Annotated in this window: 12 protein-coding genes; 4 read left to right on the forward strand and 8 right to left on the reverse strand. The window is 70.6% G+C overall.

What is annotated here, in order from left to right:
- Positions 1 to 83: 83 nt before the first annotated feature.
- Genes mtnB through OHU34_RS33635 form a run of 3 tightly spaced genes read right to left on the reverse strand, consistent with a single transcriptional unit; the run spans position 84 to position 2,019 of the window.
- Entirely contained in the window at positions 84 to 692 is a 609-nt protein-coding gene (mtnB, locus tag OHU34_RS33625; protein ID WP_142269494.1) for a methylthioribulose 1-phosphate dehydratase, read from the reverse strand.
- Positions 689 to 1,423 (reverse strand): acireductone synthase, encoded by a 735-nt coding sequence (gene mtnC, locus OHU34_RS33630; RefSeq protein ID WP_230196388.1) that lies wholly within the window; start codon positions 1,421 to 1,423, stop codon positions 689 to 691. The genes mtnB and mtnC overlap by 4 nt, the downstream gene beginning before the upstream one ends.
- Positions 1,420 to 2,019 carry an acireductone dioxygenase gene (locus OHU34_RS33635; protein WP_142269492.1) on the reverse strand — a complete coding sequence of 200 codons (600 nt, stop codon included), beginning with the start codon at positions 2,017 to 2,019 and terminating at the stop codon, positions 1,420 to 1,422. Before OHU34_RS33635 ends, mtnC begins: the two co-directional genes overlap by 4 nt.
- A gap of 565 nt (positions 2,020 to 2,584) precedes the next feature.
- On the opposite strand from OHU34_RS33635, the gene OHU34_RS33640 reads away from it, so the two are divergent.
- The 4 genes from OHU34_RS33640 to mtnK are packed head-to-tail and all read left to right on the forward strand — an operon-like array spanning position 2,585 to position 7,478.
- Entirely contained in the window at positions 2,585 to 3,682 is a 1,098-nt protein-coding gene (locus tag OHU34_RS33640) for a substrate-binding domain-containing protein (protein ID WP_405769898.1), read from the forward strand.
- A complete protein-coding gene (locus OHU34_RS33645; RefSeq protein WP_405769900.1) occupies positions 3,669 to 5,207 on the forward strand; it encodes a sugar ABC transporter ATP-binding protein in 1,539 nt (512 codons plus the stop codon). The genes OHU34_RS33640 and OHU34_RS33645 overlap by 14 nt, the downstream gene beginning before the upstream one ends.
- Before the next feature lie 37 nt (positions 5,208 to 5,244).
- Positions 5,245 to 6,291 (forward strand): ABC transporter permease, encoded by a 1,047-nt coding sequence (locus OHU34_RS33650; protein ID WP_142269489.1) that lies wholly within the window; start codon positions 5,245 to 5,247, stop codon positions 6,289 to 6,291.
- A 14-nt stretch (positions 6,292 to 6,305) separates the two neighbouring features.
- Positions 6,306 to 7,478, forward strand: coding sequence for an S-methyl-5-thioribose kinase (mtnK, locus tag OHU34_RS33655; protein ID WP_405769903.1), 1,173 nt, complete (start codon positions 6,306 to 6,308; stop codon positions 7,476 to 7,478).
- Positions 7,479 to 7,494: 16 nt separating this feature from the next.
- Here the strand turns inward: mtnK and OHU34_RS33660 are convergent, their stop codons facing one another.
- From OHU34_RS33660 to OHU34_RS33680, 5 genes are all read right to left on the reverse strand, one after another.
- Positions 7,495 to 8,061 (reverse strand): SMI1/KNR4 family protein, encoded by a 567-nt coding sequence (locus tag OHU34_RS33660; protein WP_142269487.1) that lies wholly within the window; start codon positions 8,059 to 8,061, stop codon positions 7,495 to 7,497.
- A 200-nt stretch (positions 8,062 to 8,261) separates the two neighbouring features.
- Positions 8,262 to 9,878, reverse strand: coding sequence for a glycerol-3-phosphate dehydrogenase/oxidase (locus OHU34_RS33665; protein ID WP_142269486.1), 1,617 nt, complete (start codon positions 9,876 to 9,878; stop codon positions 8,262 to 8,264).
- Positions 9,879 to 9,887: 9 nt separating this feature from the next.
- The gene (glpK, locus tag OHU34_RS33670) at positions 9,888 to 11,426 is read right to left on the reverse strand and encodes a glycerol kinase GlpK (protein WP_020128308.1); all 1,539 of its coding nucleotides are present in this window, start codon (positions 11,424 to 11,426) and stop codon (positions 9,888 to 9,890) included.
- A gap of 74 nt (positions 11,427 to 11,500) precedes the next feature.
- Entirely contained in the window at positions 11,501 to 12,295 is a 795-nt protein-coding gene (locus tag OHU34_RS33675) for an MIP/aquaporin family protein (RefSeq protein ID WP_142269485.1), read from the reverse strand.
- Between the two features lie 394 nt (positions 12,296 to 12,689).
- Positions 12,690 to 13,454: an IclR family transcriptional regulator gene (locus tag OHU34_RS33680; protein WP_020128310.1), complete on the reverse strand. Its 765-nt coding sequence runs from the start codon at positions 13,452 to 13,454 to the stop codon at positions 12,690 to 12,692.
- Positions 13,455 to 13,543: the final 89 nt, after the last annotated feature.

A 13,543-nucleotide genomic window follows, 5' to 3' on the forward strand; every position in this document is an offset into this window, starting at 1 on the left:
CGGACACACCGAAGGCCACGGTCGAGGGACCGTGGCCTTTCGCGTGTCTCGCGCGTCCCGCGTGCCGCGCGGGTCTCTCGTGGTCAGCGCCGCGTCAGCTCCAGCTCCAGGAGCCATTCGACGACCTCGGTGTGGTGACGGGCCTGGCGCGGGGTGTCGCCCCACACGTACAGGCCGTGCCCGGCCACGACCACCGCGGGCATCCGGGGTTCGCGGGCCGCCTCCAGCCGGTCGCCGAGGACCTTCATGTCCTGGCTGTTGGCGATGACCGGCAGGGTCACCTCGACGTCGTGCGCGGGCTGGCCGACGCCCTTGAGCATCTCGATGTCCTTGAAGACGATCCCGCCCGGGTGCCGATGGCCGAGCGCCACGGAGGCCACCGTGTGCACGTGCACGACCGCGCCCGCGCCGGTCAGCGCGGCCACGCGCGCGTGCAGTTCGGCCTCGGCGGACGGCTTGCCCTCGTGCACGGCGGCGCCGTTCCCGTCGACCAGCACCACGTCCGCGGGGGTCAGTTCACCCTTGTCGTGGCCGCTCGCGGTGACCGCGAGCCGCAGCGGGTCGCGGGTGAGCACCACCGACAGGTTGCCCGAGGTGCCGCGCATCCAGCCGAAGGAGGCGAAGCGGGCGGACTCGGCGGCGAGGACCGCCCCGGCCTCCTCCAGGTCGATTGCGGTGAGGTCGGCGGTCATGAAGTGCTCCTGGAGTTGCTCACGGTGATCTCGTCGAACGTCCCCGCCTGCGGGTGGTCGCCGACTCCCTGCCCGAAATACGGTTCCCCCGGCCGCCGGACGCCGACCGCGTGCCAGCCGGCCTCGCGGGCCGCGTCCAGCTCGCCGGGCCGGTCGGAGAGGAACAGCAGCCGGTCGGCCGCCACCGCGGTCGACGCGGCGATACGGCGGTACGACTCCGGCTCCTGCTTGGGGCCGGCGTTCTCGGTGTCGTACAGCCCGGACAGGAGCGAGGTGAGGTCGCCCGCCGGGCTGTTGGTGAACCACGCCCGCTGGGCGGACACCGCGCCCGACGAGTAGACGTACAGCCGCAGCCCCGCCGCGTGCCAGGCGCGCAGCCGCGGCACGACGTCGTCGTAGAAGTGCGAGACGAGGTCGCCGCGCGCGAAGCCCTCGGACCACAGGACGCCCTGGAGGCTCTTCAGCGGGGTCGCCTTGCGGTCCTCGTCGAGCCAGGCGTTCAGCGTCTTCTCGATCGCGGCCGCGTCGGCGTCCGGCTCGCCCGTCAGCTCACGTACCTGCGCGATCGCCCGTGCCACCGCGGGCTCCTCGGCCCGCTCGGTGAGCAGCTCGGCGAAGCGGGCGCGGGAGTACGGGTACAGCACGTCCACCACGAAGCCCGTGGCGCTCGTGGTGCCCTCGATGTCGAGCACCACGGCGTCCACGTCGTACGCCGGGCCCGGCACGCTCACGCGGCGGCCCGGTCGGCCGCGTAGCCGGCCGCGATCGTGTCGTAGTCCGGGAAGCGGCCGGCGATGGTGGAGCCGGTGAAGCTGCCGATCCAGCCGTCCTCCTCGTGGAAGAAGCGGATCGCCGTGAACGAGGGGCTGGTGCCCATGTCGAACCAGTGGGTGGTGCCGCGCGGCACGCCCAGCAGATCGCCCTTCTCGCAGAAGACCGCGTGCACCTCGCCGTTCACGTGCAGGTAGAAGATGCCGGAGCCGGAGACGAAGAAGCGGACCTCGTCATCGTCGTCGTGGGTGTGCTCCTGGAGGAACTTCTCGCGGGCCGCCTTCGCCTTCGCCGGGAACTCCGGGTCGTCGCTCGGGTGCAGACCGAGGACGTCGACGGTGGTGAAGCCCTCCTGGGCGTTCAGCTTCTCGATCTCCGGGCCGTACGCCGCGAACACCGTCTCGCTGTCGGCATCGAACGGCACGTCCGCGCGGACCGGCCACTGTTCGTAGCGCACGCCCAGCGGCTCGAGGGCCGTGGCGATCTCGACGGGGTCGGAGGTGCGGCGGACCAGGGTCTCCGGGCCGGACTCGGACCAGGTCGTCAGCAGCGTCATGGAAGCAACTCCAGGCTTCTGGAAGGGGTGTCCGGATACCGAGACGGATCGGACGGGGAGGAGAGGGGAGGAGAGGGGCAAGAGGGGGAGAGACGGGGCGGCGGAGGACGGTCACTCAGCCGCGACACGGCGCGCCGGGACAGCGCCGCATGCAGGGCATGCGCAGCGCGTTCGCGCGATGTCTGGTCATCGGGGGCCTCACTGTGCCGGGTCGGATGCCGGTTCCGTGATGGTAACTCCCGGCGGCGCGGTCCCCGCCTGTGACGTAATCGTTGTCTCGGATATTGAGATGCGATGTCCATTGCTTTGACGGGTGGCTGAAATCGTTCTCATGATCTGCATATGAAGACGCTGCTGCTCGTGCGGCGGCTGTACGTGGACTTGCTCCGGTCGACCACGGCCAGCTGTCGCTGACCCCTCCCGGAGCTTTGACGCGCCCCCGTTCCCGGGGCGCTCCCCGCCACACGCGATGGCTCGTTCCCGTCCTTCGCTCCGGGCTCACGCATCCCTGCTTCGCCTCCCCTGCGCCCCACCCCTCTGCGTCACCTTGCACCTGGAGCCCCTCATGTCCCGTGTCCGTCTGCCTCTCGCCGTGCTCTCGCTGGCCTCCGTCTCCGCCCTGGTCCTCTCCGGCTGCGCGCAGTCCACGGACGCCTCGAAGGGCACCGGCAACGCCGCCGCCTCGGCCTCCGCCGCCACCGGCAAGAAGCCCGCCCCCTTCAGCGCGGGCGCGGTCAAGGTGGCCCTGGTCCGGCAGAGCGGCGCCGGCGACTACTTCGAGCAGTGGGGCAACGGCGCGAAGGCCCAGGCCAAGGCGCTCGGTATCGACCTGACCGTGTACGACGCCCAGGCCGACAACGCCAAGCAGGCCACCGACCTGTCCTCGGCGATCAACTCCGGGGCGAAGGCGATCATCATCGACCACGGCTTCCCGGCGACCATCCAGCCGGAGATCGACAAGGCCGTGAAGAAGGGCATCAAGGTCGTCGTCTACGACGTCGAGACCGCCACCGAGGGGGTCGTCTCCACCAAGCAGGACGACGAGAGCATGGCCCAGGCGGTCCTCGACGTGATGGCCAAGGAGGTCGGCAAGAACGCCAAGGTCGGCTACGTCAACGTGGCCGGCTACGCGGCCCTCGACAAGCGCGACGGCGTCTGGAAGTCGACGGTGACCTCGCAGGCCTGGAAGCAGCAGTTCAAGGTCGGCAAGGTCACCGACTCCACGGCCACCGACAACGTTCCCCTCGTCTCCGCCGCGCTCACCCAGCACTCCGACGTGGCCGGCGTCTTCGCACCCTACGACGAGCTCGCCAAGGGCACCGTGCTCGCCGTGCAGAACAAGAAGCTCCAGGACAAGGTGAAGGTCTTCGGCGCCGACGTCTCCAACGCCGACATCCAGCAGATGACCGCCGCCGACAGCCCCTGGGTCGCCACGGCGGGCACCGACCCGTCCGCCGTCGGCGCGGCAGTCGTCCGCACCACGGCGCTGGAGCTGGCCGGTCAGCTGAACAGGACCTCCGTCGAGTTCCCGGCCGTCGCCATCACCCAGGACTTCCTGCGCGAGAAGAAGATCGCGAACATGGACCAGCTGCGGGAGGCGCTGCCCGCGCTGAACCTGTCTCAGGTCTCCACCGCGGACTGGATCTCGAATGTCGCCCACTGACTCCGGCCCTTCGGGGACCGTCCCGGCGGTCGGCCTCACCGACGTCAGCATGGCCTTCGGCGGCAGGACGGTGCTCGCCTCCGTGACGCTGGACATCGCACCGGGCAGCGTGGTCGCGCTGCTCGGCGCGAACGGCGCCGGCAAGTCCACGCTGATCAAGATCCTCTCGGGCGTCCACACGGACCACGGGGGAGAGGTGCGCGTCGACGGCACCCCGGTCGCCCTCGCCTCGCCGCTGGCCGCTCGTCAGCTGGGCATCCAGACGGTGCACCAGCGGATCGGCGAGGGCATCGTGCCCGGCCTCACGGTCGCCGAGAACCTGGTCTTCGAGGAGCTCGCGCAAAAGCGCGGCAACCCGTTCCTGAGCGGCCGCGGCACGCTCGCCCGGGCCCGCGAGATCCAGGCGGGCCTCGGCCTGGACTGGAACGAGCAGGTGCTCAAGCAGGATGTCGGCGAACTCGGCATCTCCGACCGGCAGTTGCTGATCCTGGCCCGCGCGCTGGCGACCCGCCCCCGGCTGCTCATCCTCGACGAGCCGACCTCCGCGCTCTCCGCCGCCGAGGCACAGCGGCTGTTCGCGCTCGTCGAGCGGATGCGCCAGGACGGCATCGCCGTGCTCTACGTCTCCCACCGGCTCGGCGAGATCGACGCGCTCGCCGACCGCCTGGTCGTCCTGCGCGACGGTCTTCTCACCGAGGACCAGGCCAGGCCCTTCGACTGGGACGCGGCCCTGCGCGCGATGCTGGCCCAGTCCCAGGAGGTGACCACCGCCCGGCCCGTCAGGGAAGGAGCCGAGGGGGAGGTCGCCCTCTCGCTGCGCGGCGTCCGCCTCTTCGAGGGCCGCACCCCCCTCGACCTCGATCTGCGCGCCGGGGAGGTCACCGGCGTCGTGGGCCTGCTGGGCGCTGGCAAGACCGAGCTGGCGCGCGGCCTGTTCGGCGCCGAGCCCTTCGCCACCGGCGCCGTGGAACTGGACGGCACGGCCTACGCGCCCCGCCGCCCCTCCGACGCCATTCGCGCCGGCGTCCACCTCGTCCCCGAGGACCGGCACGCCGACGCCCTGGTGCCCGGCTGGTCGGTCGCGCGGAACATCTCGCTGCCGTTCCTGAAGTCCTTCTCCCGGGCCGGTCTCATGAACCGGCCCAAGGAGGACGCCCTCGGCCGCGAGACGATCGACGCCCTCGGCGTCGTCACCCGCGACGAGCACAGCACCGTCGAGGAACTGTCCGGTGGCAACCAGCAGAAGGTCGTCGTCGGCCGTTGGCTCGCCCACGCCCCGCGTGTCCTCATCCTGGACGAACCGTTCCGAGGTGTGGACATCGGCGCGCGGCGCGACATCGGCCGCCGGGCCCGCGCCCTCGCCGCCGAGGGCGCGGCCGTCCTCGTCCTGTCCGCCGACGTCGACGAGGTCCTGGAGGTGGCCGACCGGGTCGTCGTCCTCGCGGCCGGTGAGGTCCATCTCGACGCGTACGGCGAAGACGCGGAACGCGACCGCGTGATCCAGACCATCTCGGCGTCCGTCTGATGTCGGCCCGCCCCCACGAAGGCCCAGGAATCACCCCATGACCACCACCCAGAGCACCGAGGTCCCCACCAAGGCGGCGATCCGGCCGGCGGCCGGCACCGCGGTGCGCGTCCAGAACGCCGTGATCAAGTACGGCTTCATCTTCGTGACGGTCGCGCTGTTCCTGTACTTCGCGCTGAGCGAGGGCTCCTTCCGCGAGTCGGCCACCCTGCTCGACACCCTGCGGTACGTCTCCGTCGCCGCCATCCTCGGCCTCGGTGTCACCCTCACCATGGCCGTCGGCGGAATGGACATGTCCGTCGGGGCTGTCGCCGGCCTCGGCGTCTCCGTCGCCGCCCAGACGATGGTCGTCTTCAACCAGGTCGGCACGGTCGCGATCCTCGCGGTCCTGGTGGCGGGCGCGCTCGCCGGCCTCCTCAACGCCCTGCTGATCGTCGTTCTGAAGATCCCCGACATGCTCGCCACGCTCGGCACGATGTTCGTCATCCAGGGCAGCAAGCTGATCCTCGTCGACGGCCAGTCGATCACTCCGGGCATGACGATGTCCGACGGATCGACCGCGCCCGGCAGGTTCACCGACGGTTTCCTGAAGATCGACCGAGGCACGGTACTCGGCGTCCCGATCTCCGTGCTGATCTTCGGCGGTCTGACGATCGCCGCCTGGGTCTTCCTCGCCCGCACCCGCTGGGGCCGCGTCCTCTACGCCATCGGCGCCAACCCCGAGGCCTCCCGGCTGGCCGGCATCCGGGTCGGCGCCTACCGCGCCCTGGCCTACGTCATCTCCGGCGTCCTCGCCTCGGTGGGCGGCCTCATCCTGGCGTCCAGGATCGGCCAGGGCGACGTGTCGGCCGGCACCTCCCAGCTGCTGGAGGCGGTCGCGGTGGCACTCGTCGGCACCTCCGTCCTGGGCCGCGGACGGCCGAACGTCTGGGGCACGGCCCTCGGCGCGGTGCTCATCGGCATCATCACCACCGGCCTGACCATCAAGGGCCTGCCGTACTACACGCAGGACGTCGTCGAGGGCGCGGTGCTGATCCTCGCCCTGGTCTTCAGCTTCACCCTGTCCAAGCGCCGCACCGCATAAGGGAGTTCACGACCATGGGCTACCGCATCCTGGAGACCGACGACATCCCCGCCTACCTCGGCGAGCGGGGCCACTGGGAGGACCTCGCGGACATCCGGGTCCGGGAGGTGTCGGACGGCAACATGAACCGGGTGTTCCTGGCCTCCTCCGCCGACGGCACCCGCAGCCTCGCCGTCAAGCAGGCCCTGCCCTGGGTCCGCGTCGCCGGTCCCTCCTGGCCGATGAACCCCGACCGCGCCGACGCCGAGGCCCGCGCCTACCAGCAGGTCGCCAGGGTCGCCCCCGACAAGATCCCGGCGGTGCACGGCTACGACCCCGAGAACTACGCCCTCGTCATGGAGGACATGTCCGACCTCGAGGTACTGCGCACACTGCTCAACGAGGGCGCCGCCTACGGCCCGCACACCTCGGCGAGGATCGGCGAGTTCGTCGCCCAGTTCTCCTTCGCCACCAGCGACTTCGGCATGCCGTCCGCCGAACGCAAGGCGCTGATCGCGGCCTCCGTCAGTCCGGAGCTGTGCAAGATCACCGAAGACGTCGTGCTGTCCGAGCCGTACGTCGAGCACGAACACAACCACTGGCATCCCGGCCTCGACGACCTGGCCGCGGCCTTCCGCGCCGACACCCGGCTGCGCACCGAGGTCGCCGATCTCCGCCACACCTTCATGACCAGCGCCCAGGCACTCCTCCACGGCGACCTGCACACCGGCAGCGTGATGGTCGGCAGGCGCGAAGGCGCGCCCGTGGTCCGGGTCTTCGACCCCGAGTTCTCCTTTGTCGGCCCCATCGGCTACGACCTCGGCCTCTACTGGGCGAACGTGCTGGTCGCCGAGGAACGGGCGCGCGCCCTGGGCACGCTGTCCGACCACGCCGGCCAGCTCCGCCTGTCCTGGGAGGCCTTCGAAGCCGAGTTCCGCCGTCTGGGGCCGACCCGCGTCGACACCTTCTTCGACGACGCCTATCTCGACCGCTTCCTGCGCCGCGTGTGGACCGACTCCGTCGGCTACGCGGGCACGGAGATCGTCCGCCGCATCATCGGCTTCGCCCACCTGACCGACCTGACGACCCTCCCGGACCCGGTGCCCGCCTCCCGGCGCGCACTGCTGCTGGGGCGCGAACTGATCGTCCGCCGCGATGAGTTGACGGGCGTCGAGGCGGTACGGGCGCTCGTGGAGTCGGTCGGCTGACCCGCCTCGGGCGGCCTCAGGCGGCGTCGAACCACTCCTTGCCGGCCGCCCAGTGCGCCACCCAGCCCGCGAATCCGGGCGCGGAGGTCGTGTGGCCGGACCCCGCGTCGAACGGCATGGCACCCACGTCGGTCACCAGCCATATCCGCCCCCGCTGGGGGCCGGTGACGACGAGATGCCAGTTCATCGCGCAGCCGTCCGTCCCCAGGACGACGGAACCGTGGTGGAGGACCTGCTCGACGACCGCTTCGGGGTCCTCGTCCTCGAAGGGCACGTCCTCCTCCTCCCACAGCCACTGCCGGGTGAGCGGGAACGGCTTGGCCAGGTTTCGCCGCGCGCCGTCGTCGCCCCAGTCCGAGGGCAGTTCGGCCAGCCCCACGAGGCCGTACGCCGGCGGTCCCTGGAACGACCCGTCGGTCACCTCCGCCACGAACGTGCGGTACGGCTCCGGCAGCACCACCGAGTGCTCCGCCTCGAAGGCGCGGACCGCCTCCCAGCCGAGCGCCGACTTCCCGCCGTCGGCCACGGCGAAGGCCTCCCGCAGGGCCGCCAGTTCGGCCGGATCCGCCTGATCGATGTTCATGTCCCCAGGAAAACATCCGGCACTGACAACCTGACCGCCACGAGGGCGGACGGGCATGCGGAAGGGGCGGCCCCATAGGGGTGGAGCCGCCCCTTCCTGTTCCGGCCCCGGTACGGAGGGGCCGTCCCTGACACCGGCCCCGGTCAGGGGAGCAGGCCGGCGGAGGGTCTTCCGGAGGGCTTCCGGGTGACCGGGAGGACCTACTTCCTGTCGAGCAGGTCCTGCACCTTGCCGCGGACGTCGTCGGTGGCGAGACCGCGGATCGTCAGCGTCGTACGGCGGCGCAGCACGTCGTCCGCCGTCTGAGCCCACTCGTTGTCGCGGGCGTAGACGACCTGCGCCCAGATCTCGGGGGCGTCCGGGTGGACGCGCGCGCCCAGCTCGGGGTTCTCGTTGGCCAGCCGCGCGATGTCGAAGGCCAGCGAGCCGTAGTGGGTGGCCAGGTGCCTGGCGGTGTCGGCCGCCATGCGCGGGCCGGGTGCCGGGTTGTCGACCAGCAGCCGGTGGGCGACCGCGCGCGGGTTGGCGACGCCGGGCAGCGGCAGCTTCTTCGGCAGCGAGGAGATCGGCTCGAAGTCGTCGCCCAGCGGGTGGCCGGGCAGCGCCTCCAGCTTCTGCATGACCGTACGGCCGATGTGCCGGAAGGTCGTCCACTTGCCGCCGGCGACGGACAGCATGCCGCCCCTGCCCTCGGTCACGACGGTCTCGCGCTTGGCCTTCGCCGTGCTGCCGGGACCGCCCGGAAGCACGCGCAGACCCGCGAAGGCGTAGGTGATCAGGTCACGGTCGAGCTGCTGGTCGCGGATGGAGAACGCGGCCTCGTCGAGTATCTGGGCGGTGTCCTTCTCGGTGACCGAGACGTCCGCCGGGTCGCCCTCGAACTCCTCGTCGGTGGTGCCGAGCAGCAGCATGTCCTCCCAGGGGAGGGCGAAGGTGATGCGGTACTTGTCGATGGGGGTCGCGAGCGCGGCCTTCCAGGGGGCGGTGCGCTTCAGGACCAGGTGGGCGCCCTTGGACAGGCGGATGGACGGAGCCGCGTTCGGGTCCTCCATCCTGCGCAGGTGGTCGACCCACGGACCGGTCGCGTTGAGCACCAGCCGGGCGCTCACGCCGAACTCGTCACCGGAGAGCCGGTCGCGCAGCTCGGCGCCGGTGACCCGGCCCCTGGTGAAGCGCAGCCCGGAGACCTCGGCGTGGTTCAGGACGACGGCACCCGCCTCGACGGCCGCGCGGACCGTCATCAGCGCCATGCGCGCGTCGTTCATCTGGTCGTCGCCGTACACGGCCACGGCCTTGAGGTTGTCGGTGCGCAGCTCGGGCACGTCCTGCGCGGCCTTGGCCGGGGACAGGAGGTGACCGACGCCGTCGCCGAACGCCGACAGCGCGGAGTAGGCGAAGACGCCCGCCCCGAGCTTCGCCGCGCCGTGCGGCCCGCCCTTGTACACGGGGAGGTAGAACGTGAGCGGGTTCGCCAGGTGGGGGGCCACCTGGCGGGAGACCGCACGGCGCTCGAAGTGGTTCTCCGCCACCAGCTTCACCGCGCCGGTCTGCAGGTAGCGCAGACCGCCGTGGAGGAGCTTGGAGGAGGCGGAGGAGGTGGCGCCGGCGAAGTCGCCGGCGTCGACCAGAGCCACCCTGAGCCCGGACTGCGCGGCGTGCCAGGCGGTGGAGATGCCCAGGATGCCGCCGCCGATGACGAGAAGGTCGAACGACGCCTTGGAGAGCTGTTCCCGGGTCTCGGCGCGGCTCGGGTTCGAGCCGGACGCCGGGTGCGTCCCCAGGGCAGGCACGGACTTCAGGGTGGTCTGACTGGTCATGTGGGGTTCTTACTCCTCGTCCTCGAGCCAGCCCATGGTCCGCTCGACGGCCTTGAGCCAGCTCTTGTACTCACGGTCGCGGGTCTCCGCGTCCATGCGGGGGGTCCACTCGGCGGCCCGGCGCCAGTTGGCGCGCAGATCGTCGGTGCTGGTCCAGAAGCCGACGGCGAGGCCGGCGGCGTAGGCGGCGCCGAGGCAGGTGGTCTCGGCCACCATCGGGCGCACCACGGGGGCGTCCACGAAGTCCGAGAGCGTCTGCATCAGCAGGTTGTTGGAGGTCATGCCGCCGTCGACCTTGATCGCCGCGAGCTCGACGCCGGAGTCCTTCGTCATGGCGTCGGTGATCTCACGGGTCTGCCAGGCCGTGGCCTCCAGGACGGCGCGCGCGAGGTGCGCCTTGGTGACGTACCGGGTGAGGCCGGCGATCACACCGCGGGCGTCGGAGCGCCAGTACGGGGCGAACAGACCGGAGAAGGCCGGCACGAAGTAGGCGCCGCCGTTGTCCTCGACCGAGAGCGCGAGGGTCTCGATCTCGGCGGCGGTGGAGATCAGGCCCATCTGGTCGCGCATCCACTGCACCAGCGAACCGGTGACGGCGATCGATCCTTCGAGGGCGTAGACCGCCTTCTGGTCGCCGATGCGGTAACCGACCGTGGTCAGCAGGCCGTTGTAGGAGTTGACCGGCTTCTCACCGGTGTTCATCAGCAGGAAGGTGCCGGTGCCGTAGGTGGACTTGGCCTCGCCCTCCGCGAAACAGGTCTGGCCGAACAGGGCCGCCTGCTGGTCGCCGAGCGCGGAGGCGACGGGGATGCCGCCGAGCAGGTCGCCCAGCTTGCCGCCGGTGATCTCGCCGTACACCTCGGCGGAGGAGCGGATCTCCGGGAGCATCGCGAGCGGGACGCCGATGGACTCGGCGATCTTCTCGTCCCACTCCATGGTGTGCAGGTTCATCAGCATGGTGCGGGAGGCGTTGGTGACGTCGGTGACGTGCCGGCCGCCGTTCACACCGCCCGTCAGGTTCCAGATGACCCAGCTGTCCATGGTGCCGAAGAGGATGTCGCCCGCCTCGGCGCGCTCCCGCAGACCCTCGACGTTGTCGAGCAGCCAGCGGGCCTTGGGGCCGGCGAAGTACGAGGCCAGCGGCAGGCCGGTCTCGCGGCGGAAGCGGTCCTGGCCGACGTTGCGGCCCAGCTCCTTGCAGAGCGCGTCGGTGCGGGTGTCCTGCCAGACGATGGCGTTGTGGACGGGCTCACCGGTGTTCTTGTCCCACAGCAGCGTGGTCTCACGCTGGTTGGTGATGCCGATGGCCTTGATGTCGTCGCGGGTGATGCCGGCCTTCGCGATGGCGGAGGCGACGACCTCCTCGACGTTGGTCCAGATCTCGGTCGCGTTGTGCTCGACCCAGCCCGGCTTCGGGAAGATCTGCTCGTGCTCCTTCTGGTCGACGGAGACGATACGGCCGTCCCGGTCGAAGACGATGCAGCGCGAGGAGGTGGTGCCCTGGTCGATGGCGGCGATGAAGGGGCCGGCGGTGTGCGCGTCGGTCACGGTGTGCTCCTGGGTTTCCGTGGTGAGGGGGCTGTCTGTACGGCGCTGCTGACTACGCGGTGTGGCTGGTGCTCTTAAGCAAAAGCGACGTTGTAGATACCCGCAGCGATCGCGCCGCCGATCAGCGGACCGACCACCGGGATCCAGGCGTAGCTCCAGTCGGAGCCGCCCTTGTTGGGCAGGGGCAGGAGGGCGTGCACGATGCGCGGACCGAGGTCACGTGCCGGGTTGATCGCGTAACCGGTCGGGCCACCGAGGGACAGACCGATCGAGACGACCACCAGCGCGGTGATCAGTGCGCCCAGGTTGCCGAGGCCGTTGCCCTTGTCGTTCAGGCCCTGCGTGAGCACGGCGAGGACGAGCACGATGGTGCCGATGATCTCCGTGGCGAGGTTCTGCCAGACGACCCGGACCTCCGGGCCGGTGGAGAAGACGCCCAGGACCGGTCCTGCGGCCTGTTCCCGCGCCTCGACCGACTTGGCCTTCGTGGTCTCCGCCGCGGACTCGCCGACGATCTCCTTGTCGGTGAGGTGCGCGTGGAACTGGCCGTAGTAGGCGACCCAGACCAGGGTGGCGCCGATGGCGGCACCGAGCAGCTGCCCGGCCCAGTAGACCGGAACGTTGCTCCAGTCGTCGTCCTTGATCGCGAGTGCGAGGGTGACCGCCGGGTTGAGGTGGGCGCCCGAGAGGGGCGCCGAGGTGTAGACAGCCGTCAGAACGGCGAAACCCCACCCGAAGGTGATGGCGAGCCAGCCGGCGTTACGGGCCTTGGAGGCCTTCAGCGTGACGGCGGCGCAGACGCCACCGCCGAGCAGGATGAGTATGGCGGTACCGATGGTCTCGCCGATGAAGATGTCGGAGCTGGACACCCGCGACTCCTTTGTCCTTCGTCCAGGGAAGCCGAACCCCGGGTCCCGCCGGGGGTTCGAGCGCCCTCGGGGGTGAGAGCGATGCCGGCCTTTGGCGTTGTCACACTCTAGCGCGTATTGCCGTTAGGTGTTCGACAATGTCGACCGATGGACGGGAGTCTTGCCGCGGTGTTACGTGTGCGTCAAGAGTGTTGTTATCGAAAGTGCGATCGTTATTGATCGCCGTGAGTTATCGATCTTCGCGCCGGTGCGCACGCACTCGCCCTTTTTGACCGTTTCGAACTGCTATCTGCGCGTATGGCAAAGGCCGGTGACGTCGTGGGACGTCCCGGCCTGCTCATACGTACTTCTCAGAAACACAAGGTCGAATGGAGGGTCGGGCGCGGTCGGCCGCTCAGAAGCGTCCGGCGCCCAGGTCGCGCGAGACCGCGCGGGCGCAGTCCCGTACCGCGGCGATCAGCTCGGGGCGCACCTCGCCGTCCCGGCCCAGCCGCTCCACCGCACCGGTGATGCCGACCGCGCCCACGGGCATGCGCCGCCGGTCGTGGATGGGTGCGGCGATGGAGGCGACACCCTCCCAGGTCTCCTCGACATCGGCCGCGTAGCCCCGCGCGCGGGTCAGGTCGAGGACCCGCTCGAAGGCCTCCGGCTCGCACACCGTGCGGTCCGTGAACGGCTTGCGCTCGGCCTCCAGGACCTCGCTGTGCGCGACCGGGTCGTAGGCCGACAGCACCTTGCCCAGGGCCGTGGAGTGCAGTGGCTGCATCGCCCCGATCTCCAGCACCTGCCGGCTGTCGTCGGGCCGGAAGACGTGGTGCACGATCAGCACGCCCTGCTGGTGCAGCACCCCCAGGTGGACGCTCTCACCGCTGGACCGGGCCAGGTCGTCCGTCCATACGAGGGCACGCGCGCGTAGCTCGTGCACGTCCAGGTAGGTGGTGCCCAGACGCAGCAGCTCCGCGCCCAGCTGATACCGCCCGGAGGCGTCGTCCTGCTCGACGAAGCCCTCCTGCTGGAGGGTGCGCAGGATGCCGTGGGCGGTGGCCTTGGCCAGGCCGGTGGACGAGGCGATGTCCGACAGGCCCAGTCGCCGCTCGCCACCGGCGAGCAGCCGCAGCATCGCGGCCGCACGTTCGACCGACTGGATGTTCCGTGCCATCGCCGTCCTGCCTCCGTCCCCTGGACCGTCCACGCACGGCATCAACTGCCGCCGTTCGGCAATGTCGAACACTACCGGTCGATGCCGAC

It is taken from the genome of Streptomyces sp. NBC_00080 (genome assembly GCF_045041255.1).
In the GTDB taxonomy this organism is placed as follows: domain Bacteria; phylum Actinomycetota; class Actinomycetes; order Streptomycetales; family Streptomycetaceae; genus Streptomyces; species Streptomyces coriariae.

What these genes read in the sequence shown, in the direction of transcription:
- mtnB (WP_142269494.1), bottom strand. Translation starts at nt 692, where the DNA reads ATGACCGCCGACCTCACCGCAATCGACCTGGAGGAGGCCGGGGCGGTC.
- OHU34_RS33635 (WP_142269492.1), bottom strand. Translation starts at nt 2,019, where the DNA reads ATGACGCTGCTGACGACCTGGTCCGAGTCCGGCCCGGAGACCCTGGTC.
- OHU34_RS33640 (WP_405769898.1), top strand. Translation starts at nt 2,585, where the DNA reads ATGTCCCGTGTCCGTCTGCCTCTCGCCGTGCTCTCGCTGGCCTCCGTC.
- OHU34_RS33645 (WP_405769900.1), top strand. Translation starts at nt 3,669, where the DNA reads ATGTCGCCCACTGACTCCGGCCCTTCGGGGACCGTCCCGGCGGTCGGC.
- OHU34_RS33650 (WP_142269489.1), top strand. Translation starts at nt 5,245, where the DNA reads ATGACCACCACCCAGAGCACCGAGGTCCCCACCAAGGCGGCGATCCGG.
- mtnK (WP_405769903.1), top strand. Translation starts at nt 6,306, where the DNA reads ATGGGCTACCGCATCCTGGAGACCGACGACATCCCCGCCTACCTCGGC.
- OHU34_RS33660 (WP_142269487.1), bottom strand. Translation starts at nt 8,061, where the DNA reads ATGAACATCGATCAGGCGGATCCGGCCGAACTGGCGGCCCTGCGGGAG.
- OHU34_RS33665 (WP_142269486.1), bottom strand. Translation starts at nt 9,878, where the DNA reads ATGACCAGTCAGACCACCCTGAAGTCCGTGCCTGCCCTGGGGACGCAC.
- OHU34_RS33680 (WP_020128310.1), bottom strand. Translation starts at nt 13,454, where the DNA reads ATGGCACGGAACATCCAGTCGGTCGAACGTGCGGCCGCGATGCTGCGG.